Consider the following 15,315-nt stretch of genomic DNA (forward strand, 5'->3'; position numbering starts at 1 on the left):
GCGCCGCGCTGCTCGAGAGGTGCGCTGTGCTCAAACCACGTCGAGGCGGATCTTGTGTTGGTTGAGCAACTGGCTGAGGGCGACCGAAGGGGCCTGGTCGGTCACCAGGCAGTCGACCAGGTTGATCGAGCCCAGGCGCACCATGGCATTGCGGCCAAACTTGCTGGAGTCCGCGGCGAGAATGACCTGGCGGGCATTGGCGATGATCGCCTGGGACACGCGCACTTCCTGGTAGTCGAAGTCCAGCAGGCTGCCGTCTTCATCGATGCCGCTGATACCCACCACGGCGAAGTCGACCTTGAACTGATTGATGAAATCGACGCTGGCCTGGCCGACCACCCCGCCATCGCGGCGCACCGTGCCGCCGGCCACCAATACCTCGAAGTCGTCCTTGGCGGCGAGGATCGCGGCCACATGCAGGTTGTTGGTGATGACCTTCAGGTGGCTGTGGTTGAGCAGGGCGCGGGCGATGGATTCGGTGGTGGTGCCGATGTTGATGAACAGCGAGGCATGATCGGGGATCTGCTGGGCCACGGCCTCGGCGATACGCTGCTTTTCGTCGCGCATCTGATCGGCGCGCATGGCGTAGGCGGTGTTTTCGATACTCGAGTCGTAGGCTGCGCCGCCGTGGTAGCGGCGTAGCAGGTTGACCTCGGCGAGCTGGTTGATATCGCGGCGGATAGTCTGCGGGGTGACGACGAACAGCTGCGCCATTTCCTCGATGCTGACATAGCCACGTTCACGGACCAGCTCGAGGATTTGTTGTTGGCGAGGGGGCAGATTCATGGGCGGTCCTTTGGGGCAGCCGGACAAATTCTGCAATGATGCCGTAGGAAGGGGTATACGACCAGTCTGAATGGGCCGCCATTTCTGTAGGAGCCAGCCTAGCTGGCGAACGCTTTTCAGCTGTTCGCCAGCTAGGTTGAAATCAGGCGTCGTGATCTTCCCAGTCGCGGGTGCGATCCACGGCCTTGCGCCAGCCCTTGTACAGCTTCTCTTTCTCGGCTTCAGCCAACTGCGGGCTGAACTCGCGCTCGATGATCGCCTTGTCGCGCAGTTCGTCCAGGCCGCTCCAGAAGCCGCACGCCAGGCCCGCCAGGTAGGCGGCGCCCAGCGCGGTGGTTTCACGCATCTTCGGCCGCTCGACACAAGTGCCGAGAATGTCTGCCTGGAACTGCATGAGGAAGTTGTTGGCCACCGCGCCGCCGTCCACACGCAGCTCGGACAGACGTTCGCCGCAGTCCTGCTGCATGGCGTCGAGCACGTCGCGGGTCTGGTAGGCGATCGATTCCAGGGCGGCACGGATGATGTGGTCCACCTTTACACCGCGGGTCAGCCCGAACAGGGCGCCACGGGCATAGGGGTCCCAGTAGGGGGCGCCCAGGCCGGTGAAGGCAGGCACGAGGTACACGCCGTTGCTGTCCTTGACCTTGCTGGCGAAGTATTCGGTGTCGTGGGCGTCGTTGACGATCTTCAGTTCGTCACGCAGCCACTGCACGGTGGAGCCACCATTGAACACCGCTCCTTCCAGCGCATAGGCCACTTCGCCGCGCGGACCACAGGCAATGGTGGTGAGCAGGCCGTGGGACGACTTGACCGCCTTGTCGCCGGTGTTCATCAGCAGGAAGCAGCCGGTGCCATAAGTGTTCTTGGCCTGGCCGGGTTCCACGCACATCTGGCCGAACAGCGCCGACTGCTGGTCACCGGCGATACCGGCGATGTCGATACCGCTCTTGGTCTTGCCATAGACCTCGGACGATGGGCGCACTTCAGGCAGCATCTGGCGCGGAATACCGAGGATGTCGAGCAGCTTCTCGTCCCACTGCAGCGTGTGGATGTTGAACATCAGGGTGCGCGAGGCGTTGGTGTAATCGGTGACATGCACCTTGCCGCCGGAGAACTTCCAGATCAGCCAGGTATCGATGGTGCCGAACAGCAGCTCGCCGCGCTCGGCACGTTCACGGGCACCCTCGACGTTGTCCAGGATCCACTTGAGCTTGGTGCCGGAGAAGTAAGGGTCGGTGACCAGGCCGGTGGCTTCGCGGATGTACTGCTCGTGGCCGTCGCGCTTGAGCTGGGCACAGATCTCGGTGCTGCGGCGGCACTGCCAGACGATGGCGTTGTAGACCGGGCGGCCGGTTTCCTTGTCCCAGACGACGGTGGTTTCACGCTGGTTGGTGATGCCGATGGCGGCGACCTGGGCGTGGCTGATGCCGGCCTGGGCCAGGGCCTCGACCATGGTGGCGGATTGGGTGGCGAAGATTTCCATCGGGTCGTGCTCGACCCAACCGGCCTGCGGGTAGTGCTGGGCGAACTCGCGTTGCGAAGTGCCGACCACATTGGCATCGCGATCGAAGATGATGGCGCGCGAACTGGTGGTGCCCTGGTCCAGGGCGATGATGTAGTTCTTGTCCAGGTTGTCAGTCATGTCGATGGCCTTGCACGAAATGGGAGTAGGTCAGGGCGTGGCGGGCGCGGGTCAATCGACCCAGGCGCCCGGCGCTGGCATCAGGAAGCCTGGGTGTCACCCTGAGGATTATCGTCTGTCTGCAGGTTCGCGGCTTGCGTCGTCGGCAGGTTGCGGGCAATCAGGCCACGGTAGAGGGCCGCGCCCAGGCTGGCGCCGAGAATCGGTGCGAACACCGGAACCAGGAAATACGGGATGTCGCGCCCACCCGTGAAGGCGATTTCGCCCCAGCCGGCCAGGAATGTCATCAGTTTGGGCCCGAAATCACGCGCCGGGTTCATCGCGAAGCCGGTCAACGGGCCCATGGCGCTGCCGATCACCGCGATCAGCAGGCCGATCAGCAGCGGTGCGGTGGCGCCACGGGGCAGGCCGTTGTTGTCGTCGGTCAGGGCCATGATCACGGCCATCAGGATGGCGGTGATGATCACTTCGACCAGGAACGCCTGGCTGATCGACAGCGACGGATGCGGGTAGGTGGAGAACACCGAGGCCAACTCCAGGCTGGCCTGGCTGCCGCGCAGCATGCTGTGGGCCTGTTCGAAATCGAAGAACAGGGTGCTGTACAGGGTATAGACCAGGGCGGCGCCGCAGAACGCGCCACACACCTGGGCGAGGATGTAGAACGGCAGCTTGCGTTTGTCGAAGCCGGCGAACAGGGCCAGGGCGATGCTCACCGCCGGGTTCAGGTGCGCGCCGGAAACGCCGGCGGTCAGGTAGATCGCCATGCTCACGCCGACCCCCCAGATGATGCTGATCTCCCAGAGGCCGAAGCTGGCGCCGGCGACCTTGAGCGCGGCGACACAACCTGTGCCGAAGAAGATGAGCAGGGCGGTGCCGAGGAATTCGGCAAGGCACTGGCCAGAAAGCGTGGGTTGTCGTAGAGCAGTCGTCATGTATGACCTCGGTTTTTTGTTGTTGTGAGGCGCTGGGCGCTCGACAGCAAAAAGCCCGGAGTCTATCCCCATGGACGCCGGGCAGGTACGGGAAGTGCACCTTATAGGTGCACCATTTATTCACAAACGAAAAAATATAGACAAGAAACGCTGATGTCAAAGGTCGAAAATGAACGTTCGGCCACAATCTGACTGCCACGCCGCACAGCGAACATTCGGCCACTGCTCTAGCCTGGGGCTTATGCTGGTCGGTCCGGTGGATTTGCCCTAGAGTAGCCGGCGACCCGTGACCGCCTGGAGCTATTGATGACCCCTGCCCTGGACCTGCTGAAGAAGGTGCGCGCCGAGCACCGCGTGCACAGTTACGAACATGATCCGAAAACCGCTTCCTACGGCCTGGAGGCCGCGGAAAAGCTGGGGCTCGATCCGCTTCGGGTGTTCAAGACCCTACTGGCCAGCAGCGAGAAAGGGGAGTTGCTGGTGGCGGTGGTGCCAGTGGTCGGCACGCTGGACCTCAAGGCCCTGGCCCAGGCAGCCGGAGTGAAGAAATGCGAGATGGCCGACCCGCAGGCTGCCCAGCGCGCAACCGGTTACCTGGTGGGTGGCATCAGCCCGCTGGGGCAGAAGAAGCGTTTGCGCACGTTTATCGACCATTCGGCGCAACACCATGAAACCATTCATGTGAGCGCTGGGCGTCGGGGGCTGGAAGTGGAGCTTGCCGCCTTGGTGCTTGCCACCCATACCCAAGCCCAGTTCGCCGAAATCGGTCGCCTGTAGGAGCCGGCTTGCCGGCCCCTACAGGGAATCAGTGCGCCGAACTGTAGCGGCGCACGCCGTTTTCCTGGCGTGGCAACTGGGCCGCGACGCTGCCAGGCACCGGGAACAACACCAGGTGATCAGCCGCCACGGCGATACCGACATCCTGGCCGACCTGGTGGTCGATGTGGCTGGGGAAGATAGCCTCGAGCTGACTGCCGGTGGCCAGTTGCAGGCGATACAAGGTCGAAGCGCCGAGGAAACTCTTGCCAACGACCTGCGCCCGCAGCCCGCTGTCAGGCGCGTGGAGAATGTCGTCAGGGCGCAATAGCACATCCACCGAGCTGCCCAAGGCCATGGTGTAGGCGCGATTGCCACGCAACTCGCCGAGCTCGGTGACTACCGCGTCATGGCTGGTCATCTGGCCACGAATGAAGTAGCCCTGGCCGATGAAGCTGGCGACAAAGGGCGTCTGCGGTTCGTGGTACAGGTTGTAGGGTGTGTCCCATTGCTCCAGGCGGCCCTCCTTGAACACACCGACGTGATCGCTGACGGCGAAGGCTTCCTCCTGGTCATGGGTGACCAGGATGGCACTGGTGCCGCGGCTCTTGAGAATGTCGCGCACTTCATGGCTGAGGCGTCGGCGCAGTTCCACGTCGAGGTTGGAGAACGGTTCGTCGAGCAGCAGCAGCTGTGGCTCAGGCGCCAGGGCGCGGGCCAGCGCCACGCGTTGCTGCTGGCCGCCGGACAGCTCGTGCGGGTAGCGCCCGCCGAGGCCGCCAAGCTTGACCAGTTCGAGCATCTCTTCGACGACTTGCGCCTGGCGTGGGTGCTTGCCAATGCCGAAGGCGATGTTCTGCGCCACGGTGAGGTGGGGGAACAGCGCATAGTCCTGAAACACCATGCCGATTCGGCGCTTCTCCGGTGCCAGGGTGAACCCTGCGCGGGAGATGACCTCGCCAGCCAGCTGGATCTCGCCTTCGTGCACCGGCTCGAAGCCGGCGATGGCGCGAAGCGTCGTGGTCTTGCCGCAACCGGAAGACCCCAGCAGGCAACCAATGTCGCCTGCGTTCAGGTGCAGGTTGAGGTTCTGGACGATGCGCTGGTCGCCATAGCCGCAGGCGAGGTTGCGCAGGTTGAGCAGTAGGGGTTGACTCATGCGTGGTGGTAAGCCGGTTCTACAAGGAATTCCAGGAGGGCCTTCTGTGCATGCAGGCGGTTCTCAGCCTCGTCCCAGGCGACCGAGCGTGGGTCGTCGAGCAGGTCCTGGCTGATCTCCTCGCCACGGTGGGCGGGCAGGCAGTGCATGAACAGAGCGTCGGGTGCCGCCAGGTCGAGCAGCTCGCGGGTGACCTGGTAAGGCGCGAAATGCGCCAGGCGCCGTGCAGTTTCCTCTTCCTGGCCCATGGAAGTCCAGACATCCGTGGTCACCAGGTGGGCGCCGCGCACGGCTTCCTTGGGGTCACGGATGATCTGCACGCGCTCGCCACCCAGTTGCAGGAAGCGTGGATCGGGCTCGTAACCTTCGGGGCAGGCGATGCGCAGTTGGAAGTCGAACTGCACGGCGGCCTCGATATAGGAGTTGCACATGTTGAAACCATCGCCGATCCAGGTCACGGTCTTGCCCTGGATCGAGCCGCGCTGCTCCATGAATGTCTGCATGTCGGCCAGCAACTGACAGGGGTGCGACTCGTCCGAAAGACCATTGATCACCGGCACCTTCGAGTGGGCGGCGAATTCGGTGAGGGTGCTGTGGGCGTGGGTGCGGATCATCACCGCATCGACCATGCTCGACAGCACGATGGCGCTGTCGGCGATGGGTTCGCCACGGCCCAGCTGCGTGTCGCGGGGCGACAGGAAGATGGCCTGGCCGCCGAGTTGGATCATGCCGGCTTCGAAGGATACGCGGGTACGGGTGGAAGACTTCTCGAAGATCATCCCCAGCACGCGGCTCTTCAGCGGCTCGAACAATACGCCGCGCTTGCGCAGGTCCTTCAGCTCGATGCCTCGACGGATCACGCCGAGCAGTTCGTCAGCAGTGAAATCCATCAGGGAGAGAAAGTGCCTTGCGCTCATGATTGACTACCTTATCTGCAACGGTGTGCAGGTCGACCGTATGGTTTTTTTGACAACGGGGGTGACCTGCGGCGTAAACCGCACGGGGCGGACGGAATAGGGAAAGGCGCAATACTATAATTAAATGTCGCCTCAAACCAAGAGGGGAAACAGCGGCTCTGTATCGGAGGGTGTCGCAAGCCCTTGGAGCCAGGCTGTTTTTTATTTGCTACAGAGGTTGTACACGGCTCAACGAGCCTTTGGCAAACCCGCCGTCGTGAATCGTGCGCCTGATGTCGCCCGATTCACACCGCGAACCTCACTGGCACGCCTGCGGCGGTCGGCGCATAGTCGTTCATCCAGAACAACAAGGCAGAGGCGGCCATGACCAAGACCCTGCATCACCGAGCCTGTCATTTGTGCGAGGCCATCTGCGGCCTGAGCATCGAAGTCACTCATGAAGCCGATGGGCGGGCGCGCATCAGTTCGATCAAAGGCGACCCGCAGGACCCGTTCAGCCGTGGTCATATCTGCCCCAAGGCGGTCGCGCTGCAGGATATCCAGGAGGACCCCGATCGCCTGCGCCAGCCCCATAGGCGCAGCGGCGAACAATGGCAGGCAATCAGCTGGGACGAGGCCTTCGAGTTTGCCGCCGAGCGTCTGTGGGCGGTCCAGCAGAGCCATGGGCGCAATGCCGTGGCGGTGTACCAGGGCAACCCCAGCGTGCATAACTACGGCCTGATGACCCACAGCAATTATTTCCTGGGGCTTCTGAAGACCCGAAATCGCTATTCCGCCACCTCGGTGGACCAACTACCCCAGCACCTGGTCAGCCACCTGATGTATGGGCATGGCCTGCTACTGCCGATCCCGGATATCGATCACACCGACTTCATGCTCATCCTCGGTGGCAACCCGCTGGCTTCCAACGGCAGCATCATGACCGTGCCGGATGTGGAGAAACGCTTGAAGGCACTGAAGGCCAGGGGAGGGCGGCTGGTGGTGGTCGACCCTCGGCGCAGCGAGACGGCGGCGATGGCCGACACGCACTTGTTCATCCGCCCCGGTGGTGATGCGGCGCTGTTGTGTGGGGTATTGCACACCCTGTTCGCCGAGAACCTGGGCCGTGGCTCGCACCTGCCAGTCAATGGCCTGGAGCAGGTGCGTGAGGCTATCGCTCCCTTCGACGTTGGCGCCATGAGTGAGTTGTGTGGTGTAGCGCAGGACGATATCCGTCAACTGGCTCGTGACTTCGCTGCCGCCGAAAGGGCTGTGTGCTATGGCCGGATGGGTGTATCCACCCAGGCATTCGGCTCGCTGTGCCACTGGCTGGTGCAGTTGATCAACCTGGTCACCGGCAACCTCGATCGCGAAGGGGGCGCCTTGTGTACCGAGCCTGCGGTGGATCTGGTCGCCAGCACTTCGGGTGGCCATTTCAACCAATGGCAGAGCCGGGTTTCCGGCCTGCCAGAGTACGCTGGCGAGTTGCCGGTTTCGGCATTGGCCGAGGAAATCCTCGAACCCGGCGAAGGGCAGGTGCGGGCATTGGTGACGGTGGCCGGCAACCCGGTGTTGTCCACACCCAACGGCCGGCGCCTGGACGAGGCGCTGACGGGGCTCGACTTCATGCTCAGCATCGATCTGTACATCAATGAGACCACCCGTCATGCGGACCTGATCCTACCCTCAACCTCAGCGCTGGAAAACGACCATTACGATTCCACGTTCAATCTGTTGGCAGTGCGCAATGTCACCCGTTTCAACCGAGCGATCCTGCCCAAGCCTGAAGGCGCCTTGCATGACTGGGAGATTTTCGTCGGTCTGGCGAAGGCGTTCGCCAGGCGGGCGCAGGTCGAACTCAAGGCGACGCTCCCTCCGGCGCAGATGATCGACCTCGCCCTGCGCAAAGGGCGTCATGGCGACTTGTCGCCGCTGCAGTTGTCCGTACAGGCGCTCAAGCAGCATCCGCACGGCCTGGACCTGGGGCCGTTGCGGCCGAACCTTGCGGCGCGCCTGGGCACGGCCAGCCGGGCGGTCGAGGCGGCGCCCGCGGTGCTGCTCGCCGACTTGCAGAGGCTTGCCCGGCAGGTGCCGCTCGCCCCTGGGCAACTGCTGCTGATCGGCCGTCGCCATGTGCGCAGCAACAATTCATGGATGCACAACTTTCATCGACTGGTGAAAGGCAAGCCACGCCATCAGTTGCTGATGCATCCGGACGACTTGCGCCTGCGGCAATTGCAGGACGGCCAGACCGTTCGAGTGCGTTCGCGCACCGGTGCGCTCGAAGTGCAGGTGCAGGCCAGCGAGGAGATGATGCCAGGCGTGGTCAGCCTGCCCCATGGCTATGGCCACGCCCGCCAGGGCGCGCAGTTGCAGATCGCCAGCGCGCAGCCCGGTGTGAGTGCCAACGACCTGACCGACGAGCACTTGCGCGACGGAGTTTCCGGCAATGCCGCGCTCAATGGGGTGCCGGTTGAGGTGGAAGCCGCCTGACGATCGGCAAGGCCGAGCATGCCGCTCGGCTTTCCGTTACAATGCGCCACCGTGCCGACGATCACGTCGGAAAGTTCAGCCGAGGTGCTTCATGGATATCATCGAAACAATCAAAGAGCAGATCGCCAACAACACCATTCTGCTTTACATGAAAGGCTCGCCGAATGCCCCGCAGTGCGGCTTCTCGGCCAAGGCGGCGCAAGCCGTGATGGGTTGTGGCGAGAAGTTCGCCTACGTCGACATCCTGCAGAACCCGGAAATCCGCGCCAACCTGCCCAAGTACGCCAACTGGCCGACCTTCCCGCAACTGTGGGTCGCCGGTGAACTGGTTGGTGGCAGTGACATCATGAGCGAGATGTTCGCCAACGGCGAACTGCAGGCTCTTATCAAGGAAGCTGCCGCCAAGGCCAAGGCTTCCGAGGCCTGATCCGGCCCTTGCACACAAAAAGCCCCGCGATTGCGGGGCTTTTTGTTTTCTGAATCGACTCGGCGCGTGCTTTTGTAGGGTCTGTAGGAGCGGCTTTAGCCGCGATCACCCGCAAGGCGGGTGCCATGCACCGCATTGCCTTCATCGCGGCTAAAGCCCCTACCGGCAAGTGGGCTTATTCTTCGCCCATCTGCGATTGCAGGTAGTTCTCGATGCCGATCTTGTCGATCAGGCCCAGTTGAGTCTCCAGCCAGTCGATGTGCTCTTCCTCGGATTCGAGGATGTCTTCGAGCAATTCACGGGAGCCGAAATCGCCAGCGGTTTCGCAATGGGCGATGGCGGCCTTGAGGTCGGCGTGGCCCTTCTTCTCGATCTTCAGGTCGCACTCGAGCATCTCTTTGGTGTGCTCGCCGATCAGCAGCTTGCCCAGGTCCTGGACGTTGGGGATACCTTCGAGGAAGAGAATACGCTTGATCAGTTTGTCAGCGTGCTTCATCTCGTCGATGGATTCCTTGTACTCGTGCTTGCCGAGCTTGTTCAGGCCCCAATCTTCGTACATGCGCGCATGCAGGAAGTACTGGTTGATTGCGACCAGCTCGTTTCCGAGGATCTTGTTGAGATGCTGGATGACGCTTACGTCGCCTTTCATGATGGGGTCCTGCCCTGTGGAAGTTGAGCCAATGGCCACAAGTTTGAGCCTGGCTACCCCCTATGTCAAACCTAAGTTATTGAATAATAAGTGAAATTTAATAGGAATAAGAATGTTTGTGAACCGCGTTATGGCGCTAACTTATTGAATTACAGGCATAAAAAAACCGGACGCGGGGTCCGGTTCTTCAAATTCTGTTTTGTTACGCCGCGTTGAATTCAACGGGGTAGGGCAGCACGGCCTGTTGGCTGAGTTGCAGCTCGGTCAGGGTTTCACGCACCACCTGCTTGGCGAGGCAGGCGCACTTGCCACATTGGCTGGCGACATTGGTGGCGGCTCGAACTTCCTTGTAGCTGCAGCATCCTTCGTAGATCGCATCGCGGATCTGTCCGTCGGTGACACCGACACAAAGACACACATACATAAGGGCTAACCATCGCGGGTTGAGTCGATGGGTTGGAGAGTAATGGTAATGAGAATGCTTGTCAAAGCACTTTCTGAAAGGGCTGTCCTTGAGCGACCGGTGGTAGAGATTCGGCCTGTCACCATAAGCCGTGTATGATGGTCGGCCTTTGTCGGATTCCGGGTGGGCCTGTCTCATCCGGACAAGGTTTTACCCCTCATCAGGAGAAATCGAATGAGTGTACTCGTAGGCAAAAAAGCCCCTGACTTCACCGTACCGGCCGTGCTGGGCAACGGCGAGATCGTCGACAGCTTCAACCTGGCCTCGGCCATCAAAGGCAAGTACGGCCTGGTGTTCTTCTACCCGCTGGACTTCACCTTCGTCTGCCCGTCCGAGCTGATCGCCCTGGACCACCGCATCCCTGACTTCCAGGCACGCAACGTGGAAGTGATCGGCGTGTCGATCGACTCGCACTTCACCCACAACGCCTGGCGTAACACCCCGGTCAACAACGGCGGCATCGGCCAGGTCAAGTACACCTTGGCTGCCGACATGACCCACGAAATCTGCAAGGCCTACGACGTCGAGTCCGAAGGCGGCGTGGCCTTCCGTGGTGCCTTCCTGATCGACACCAACGGTGTTGTCCGTTCGCAGATCGTCAACGACCTGCCGCTGGGTCGCAACATGGACGAGCTGCTGCGCCTGGTCGACGCCCTGCAATTCCACGAAGAGCACGGTGAAGTCTGCCCGGCCAACTGGAAGAAAGGCGACAAGGGCATGAACGCTTCGCCGGAAGGTGTCGCGGCTTACCTGAGCGAGAACGCTGGCAAGCTGTAATCGCCACGCGAATAAAAAAACCGGCCTCCGTGGCCGGTTTTTTTATTTCAAGCTTCAAGCTGTAAGCGACAAGAAAGAAGCAGGGCGCATGCCACTTGCTTTTCCTTGTCGCTTGAAGCTCGTGGCTTGCAGCTCAATCGTTGAAATCGCGCCAGCCGCCCATTTCTTTCCAGCGGTTGACGATGCCGCAGAACAGTTCGGCGGTCTTCTCGGTGTCGTAACGTGCCGAGTGGGCCTCACGACCATCAAAGTCGATGTCGGCGCTCTGGCAGGCTCGTGCCAGTACGGTCTGGCCATAGGCCAGGCCGGCGAGGGTGGCCGTGTCGAAGCTGGAGAACGGGTGGAACGGGTTGCGCTTGATGTCGTTGCGCGCCACTGCAGCGTTGAGGAAGCCCAGGTCGAAGCTGCTGTTGTGCCCGACCAGAATTGCCCGCTTGCAACCATTGGCTTTCAAGGCCTTGCGCACACCTCGGAAGATGTCGGTGAGCGCGCTTTCCTCGCTCACCGCCATGCGCAGTGGGTGGTCGAGCTTGATGCCGGTGAATTCCAGCGCAGCCGCTTCGATGTTTGCCCCTTCGAACGGTTCGACCCGGTAGAAGTAGGTGTGCTCGGGGAACAGGAAGCCTTTTTCGTCCATGCCGATGGTCACGGCGGCGATTTCCAGCAGTGCGTCGGTGGCACTGTTGAAACCGCCCGTTTCGACATCGACGACTACCGGCAGGTAGCCGCGGAAGCGCTCGGCCATGGGGTGGCGCGAGCCGCTGCTGACCTGGCTGTCCTGATCGTCTTCGTAGAGGTCTTCGCTCACGCGTTGTCCTCCAGCAGGCGCCAGCGCAGCTTTTCACCTGCACGCAACGGAATCACGGTGTTGTCACCAAACGGCAGGCTGTCCGGCGCGGTCCATTCGTCACGCACCAGGGTGATCGTGTCGGTGTTGCGCGGCAGGCCGTAGAAGTCCGGGCCATGCTTGCTGGCGAAGCCTTCGAGCTTGTCCAGCGCGTTGCGCTGCTCGAATGCCTCGGCGTACAGCTCGATGGCGGCATAGGCGGTGTAGCAACCGGCGCAGCCGCAAGCGGCTTCCTTGGCGTGCTTGGCGTGGGGCGCCGAGTCGGTACCAAGGAAGAACTTCGGATTGCCGCTGGTGGCGGCATCCAGCAGCGCCACCTGGTGGGTGTTGCGCTTCAGGATGGGCAGGCAATAGAAGTGCGGGCGGATGCCACCGACCAGCATGTGGTTGCGGTTATACAGCAGGTGCTGGGCGGTGATGGTCGCGCCGACATTGGCCGAGGCCTCGGTGACGAACTGCGCGGCATCGGCGGTGGTGATGTGCTCGAACACCACTTTCAGCGTGGGGAAGCGTTCAACCAGGCGGCGCATGTGCTCGTCGATGAAGCGCTTCTCACGGTCGAACACGTCGATCTCGCTGCGTGTCACTTCACCATGCACCAGCAGCGGCATGCCGGTTTCGGCCAGGGCCTCGATCGCCGGGAAAATGTTGTCGATGCTGGTCACGCCCGAGTCGGAGTTGGTGGTGGCGCCGGCCGGATAGAGCTTGGCGGCATACACGAAACCACTGGCTTTGGCCGCGCGGATATCCTCGGGGCTGGTGCGGTCGGTAAGATAGAGCACCATCAGCGGTTCGAAGCGGCTGCCGGCTGGGCGCGCGGCGAGGATGCGCTCGCGGTAGGCGCCGGCTTCAGTGGCATTGCGTACTGGTGGTACGAGATTGGGCATGATGATGGCGCGGGCGAAGGTGCGCGCCACGTCGCCGACGGTATGTTGCAGGACGGCACCATCGCGCAGATGGATGTGCCAGTCGTCGGGGCGCAGGAGGGTCAGGCGATCGGACATTGGGAATTCCAGGCGGGTCGAACTCAGAAGCCAATCGTACCGGAAAACCCTTGTTCAAGCACGGCTATCAAGTTTTCCGACGAGCGACCGATAGCCTTGAGGTAAGCCGTCAGAATCTGTGGAGCCGCCCGTGCGCCAGCGTTACCTAGCCCTGTTCACCCTCGTCGCCAGCTTGCCGGCCGGGGCCCTGACCTTCCAGACTCGCGTGGAGAACGTCGCCTGGAAAGTCGAGGGTGACCAGTTCGAGTGTCGCCTGATCCAGCCGATCGACGGTTTCGGCAGCGGTGAGTTCGTGCGCCGCGCCGGCGAACAGCCGACCTTCCAGCTGCGTTCGGACAGCAATGTGCTGGGTGCCGGCTCCGCCACCCTGCTGGCAGCGGCGGCACCCTGGCAACCGGGGCGCGGCGACGTGAACCTTGGGGCCGTGCGCATGGCCCGCACCGGGGTGTTGTTCACCTCGTCCCAGGGCCAGGCCAGCCGTTTGATCAATGGCCTGCTCGATGGTCGCAGCACGGTGGTGCGTAACTATACCGGTGAAGGTGGGCGGCCGATGGAAGTGCACGTATTGCCCGTGAGTTTCACCAAGGCCTATGGTGAGTATCAGGCGTGCGCCGCGAAACTGTTGCCGATGAACTTCGACCAGATCCGCCAGACCCAGGTCGGCTTCCCTGGCGCTGGCATCGAGCTCGACGCCTCGGGACGGGCACGGCTGGATGTGATCCTTGACTACCTGAAGGCCGACCCGTCGGTCAACCACGTCGAACTCGACGGCCATTCCGACAACAGCGGCAATCGCCTGACCAACCGCGACACCTCCCGCCGCCGCGCCCTGGCCGTGGCCGAGTACTTGAAGGCCCATGGTGTGCCGGAAGACCAGATCACCGTGCGCTTCCATGGCGAGCGCTATCCACTGGCCAAGAACAACAGTGCCGCCAACCGTGCGCGCAACCGCCGGGTGAATATCCAGCTCGACCGTGTGACCCCGGTGGAGAAACCGGTGGAAAAGCCCGCTGCACCTGTGGCCCCGGCCGCGGCCGCGCCGATTCCGGCCGCTCCCTCTGCTCCTGCCGCAGCCCCCGCCAAACCTCTGCCCGCAACCAAGGCCTGAGTGCGACCACGGGTCGCGCCCTCGACAGTTCCTGTCGCTTTGTCGTCACAAGCTGTCGCCCCATTGTAAATTTTTCGGCAAGGCCGGTAGAATCACGCCTTTCCGTACAATCCCGTGGAGTGATGGCATGGCGGACGTAAAAAAGGTCGTATTGGCGTATTCCGGCGGCCTTGATACTTCGGTGATTCTCAAGTGGCTGCAGGACACCTACAACTGTGAAGTGGTGACCTTCACCGCTGACCTGGGGCAGGGCGAGGAGGTCGAACCGGCCCGCGCCAAGGCCCAGGCGATGGGCGTGAAAGAAATCTACATCGACGACCTGCGCGAAGAGTTCGTGCGTGACTTCGTCTTCCCGATGTTCCGCGCCAACACCGTCTACGAAGGCGAGTACCTGCTGGGTACCTCCATCGCCCGTCCGCTGATCGCCAAGCGCCTGATCGAGATCGCCAACGAAACTGGCGCCGACGCCATTTCCCACGGTGCGACCGGCAAGGGTAATGACCAGGTGCGTTTCGAGTTGGGCGCTTATGCGCTCAAGCCTGGCGTCAAGGTTATCGCCCCGTGGCGCGAGTGGGACTTGCTGTCCCGCGAGAAACTGATGGACTACGCCGAGAAGCACGGCATCCCGATCGAGCGCCACGGCAAGAAGAAGTCGCCGTACTCGATGGACGCCAACCTGCTGCACATCTCCTACGAAGGCGGTGTCCTGGAAGATACCTGGACCGAGCACGAGGAAGACATGTGGCGTTGGAGCGTCTCTCCGGAGAACGCCCCGGACCAGGCCACCTACATCGAGCTCACCTACCGCAACGGTGACATCGTCGCTATCGACGGCGTCGAGAAATCGCCTGCCACCGTGCTCGCCGACCTGAACCGCATCGGCGGTGCCAATGGCATCGGCCGCCTGGACATCGTCGAGAACCGCTACGTCGGCATGAAGTCTCGTGGCTGCTACGAGACCCCAGGCGGCACCATCATGCTCAAGGCGCACCGCGCCATCGAGTCGATCACCCTGGACCGAGAAGTCGCTCACCTGAAGGATGAGCTGATGCCGAAGTACGCCAGCCTGATCTACACCGGCTACTGGTGGAGCCCTGAGCGACTGATGCTGCAGCAGATGATCGACGCTTCGCAGGTCAATGTGAACGGTGTCGTCCGTCTGAAGTTGTACAAGGGTAACGTGACTGTTGTCGGCCGCAAGTCTGACGATTCGTTGTTCGATGCCAACATTGCGACCTTCGAGGAAGATGGTGGCGCCTACAACCAGGCTGACGCGGCAGGTTTCATCAAGTTGAATGCACTGCGCATGCGTATTGCGGCCAACAAGGGGCGTTCGCTGCTCTGAGTCTGGATGGTGATGAAAAAACCCGGCTTTG

Annotated in this window: 15 protein-coding genes; 6 read left to right on the forward strand and 9 right to left on the reverse strand. The window is 62.1% G+C overall.

Annotation, left to right across the window (positions count from 1 at the left end):
• Window positions 1–30 precede the first annotated feature (30 nt).
• The 3 genes from glpR to JYG34_RS05590 all read right to left on the reverse strand — a co-directional run bounded on the left by glpR (window position 31) and on the right by JYG34_RS05590 (window position 3,360).
• On the reverse strand, window positions 31–786 hold the full coding sequence (gene glpR, locus JYG34_RS05580; protein WP_213659808.1) for a DNA-binding transcriptional repressor GlpR: 756 nt from the start codon (window positions 784–786) through the stop codon (window positions 31–33).
• Between the two features lie 142 nt (window positions 787–928).
• Entirely contained in the window at window positions 929–2,428 is a 1,500-nt protein-coding gene (gene glpK, locus JYG34_RS05585; RefSeq protein ID WP_213659809.1) for a glycerol kinase GlpK, read from the reverse strand.
• Between the two features lie 80 nt (window positions 2,429–2,508).
• Window positions 2,509–3,360: an MIP/aquaporin family protein gene (locus JYG34_RS05590; protein ID WP_213659810.1), complete on the reverse strand. Its 852-nt coding sequence runs from the start codon at window positions 3,358–3,360 to the stop codon at window positions 2,509–2,511.
• 306 nt (window positions 3,361–3,666) lie between these two features.
• Between JYG34_RS05590 and ybaK the strand changes: the two genes are divergently transcribed.
• Window positions 3,667–4,137, forward strand: coding sequence for a Cys-tRNA(Pro) deacylase (gene ybaK, locus JYG34_RS05595; protein WP_213659811.1), 471 nt, complete (start codon window positions 3,667–3,669; stop codon window positions 4,135–4,137).
• A gap of 28 nt (window positions 4,138–4,165) precedes the next feature.
• On the opposite strand, the gene JYG34_RS05600 is transcribed toward ybaK, so the two are convergent.
• Window positions 4,166–5,275, reverse strand: coding sequence for an ABC transporter ATP-binding protein (locus JYG34_RS05600; protein WP_213659812.1), 1,110 nt, complete (start codon window positions 5,273–5,275; stop codon window positions 4,166–4,168).
• The gene (gene argF / locus JYG34_RS05605; protein ID WP_213659813.1) at window positions 5,272–6,192 is read right to left on the reverse strand and encodes an ornithine carbamoyltransferase; all 921 of its coding nucleotides are present in this window, start codon (window positions 6,190–6,192) and stop codon (window positions 5,272–5,274) included. Before argF ends, JYG34_RS05600 begins: the two co-directional genes overlap by 4 nt.
• A gap of 363 nt (window positions 6,193–6,555) precedes the next feature.
• On the opposite strand from argF, the gene JYG34_RS05610 reads away from it, so the two are divergent.
• Together JYG34_RS05610 and grxD are read left to right on the forward strand one after the other, a co-directional pair.
• Window positions 6,556–8,664: a molybdopterin-dependent oxidoreductase gene (locus tag JYG34_RS05610; RefSeq protein ID WP_213659814.1), complete on the forward strand. Its 2,109-nt coding sequence runs from the start codon at window positions 6,556–6,558 to the stop codon at window positions 8,662–8,664.
• 91 nt (window positions 8,665–8,755) lie between these two features.
• Complete coding sequence (gene grxD, locus JYG34_RS05615) at window positions 8,756–9,091, forward strand: Grx4 family monothiol glutaredoxin (RefSeq protein ID WP_213659815.1); 336 nt, start codon at window positions 8,756–8,758, stop codon at window positions 9,089–9,091.
• A 175-nt stretch (window positions 9,092–9,266) separates the two neighbouring features.
• Here the strand turns inward: grxD and bfr are convergent, their stop codons facing one another.
• Both bfr and JYG34_RS05625 read right to left on the reverse strand, forming a co-directional pair.
• On the reverse strand, window positions 9,267–9,740 hold the full coding sequence (gene bfr, locus JYG34_RS05620; RefSeq protein WP_166884408.1) for a bacterioferritin: 474 nt from the start codon (window positions 9,738–9,740) through the stop codon (window positions 9,267–9,269).
• 202 nt (window positions 9,741–9,942) lie between these two features.
• Window positions 9,943–10,164 (reverse strand): bacterioferritin-associated ferredoxin, encoded by a 222-nt coding sequence (locus JYG34_RS05625; protein ID WP_011532520.1) that lies wholly within the window; start codon window positions 10,162–10,164, stop codon window positions 9,943–9,945.
• A 213-nt stretch (window positions 10,165–10,377) separates the two neighbouring features.
• Between JYG34_RS05625 and JYG34_RS05630 the strand changes: the two genes are divergently transcribed.
• Window positions 10,378–10,980 (forward strand): peroxiredoxin, encoded by a 603-nt coding sequence (locus JYG34_RS05630; RefSeq protein ID WP_009684560.1) that lies wholly within the window; start codon window positions 10,378–10,380, stop codon window positions 10,978–10,980.
• A gap of 133 nt (window positions 10,981–11,113) precedes the next feature.
• Here JYG34_RS05630 and rnt read toward each other — a convergent pair whose 3' ends face one another.
• Both rnt and pyrC read right to left on the reverse strand, forming a co-directional pair.
• Window positions 11,114–11,725, reverse strand: a complete 612-nt coding sequence (gene rnt, locus JYG34_RS05635; RefSeq protein ID WP_275679263.1) for a ribonuclease T — start codon at window positions 11,723–11,725, stop codon at window positions 11,114–11,116.
• Between the two features lie 59 nt (window positions 11,726–11,784).
• Entirely contained in the window at window positions 11,785–12,831 is a 1,047-nt protein-coding gene (gene pyrC, locus JYG34_RS05640) for a dihydroorotase (protein WP_213659816.1), read from the reverse strand.
• 130 nt (window positions 12,832–12,961) lie between these two features.
• Here pyrC and JYG34_RS05645 point away from each other — a divergent pair, with 130 nt between their 5' ends.
• Window positions 12,962–13,939: a flagellar protein MotY gene (locus JYG34_RS05645; protein ID WP_213659817.1), complete on the forward strand. Its 978-nt coding sequence runs from the start codon at window positions 12,962–12,964 to the stop codon at window positions 13,937–13,939.
• A gap of 127 nt (window positions 13,940–14,066) precedes the next feature.
• Window positions 14,067–15,284, forward strand: coding sequence for an argininosuccinate synthase (locus tag JYG34_RS05650; protein WP_003254941.1), 1,218 nt, complete (start codon window positions 14,067–14,069; stop codon window positions 15,282–15,284).
• Window positions 15,285–15,315 lie beyond the last annotated feature (31 nt).

The organism is Pseudomonas entomophila (genome assembly GCF_018417595.1).
GTDB lineage: Bacteria > Pseudomonadota > Gammaproteobacteria > Pseudomonadales > Pseudomonadaceae > Aquipseudomonas > Aquipseudomonas entomophila_C.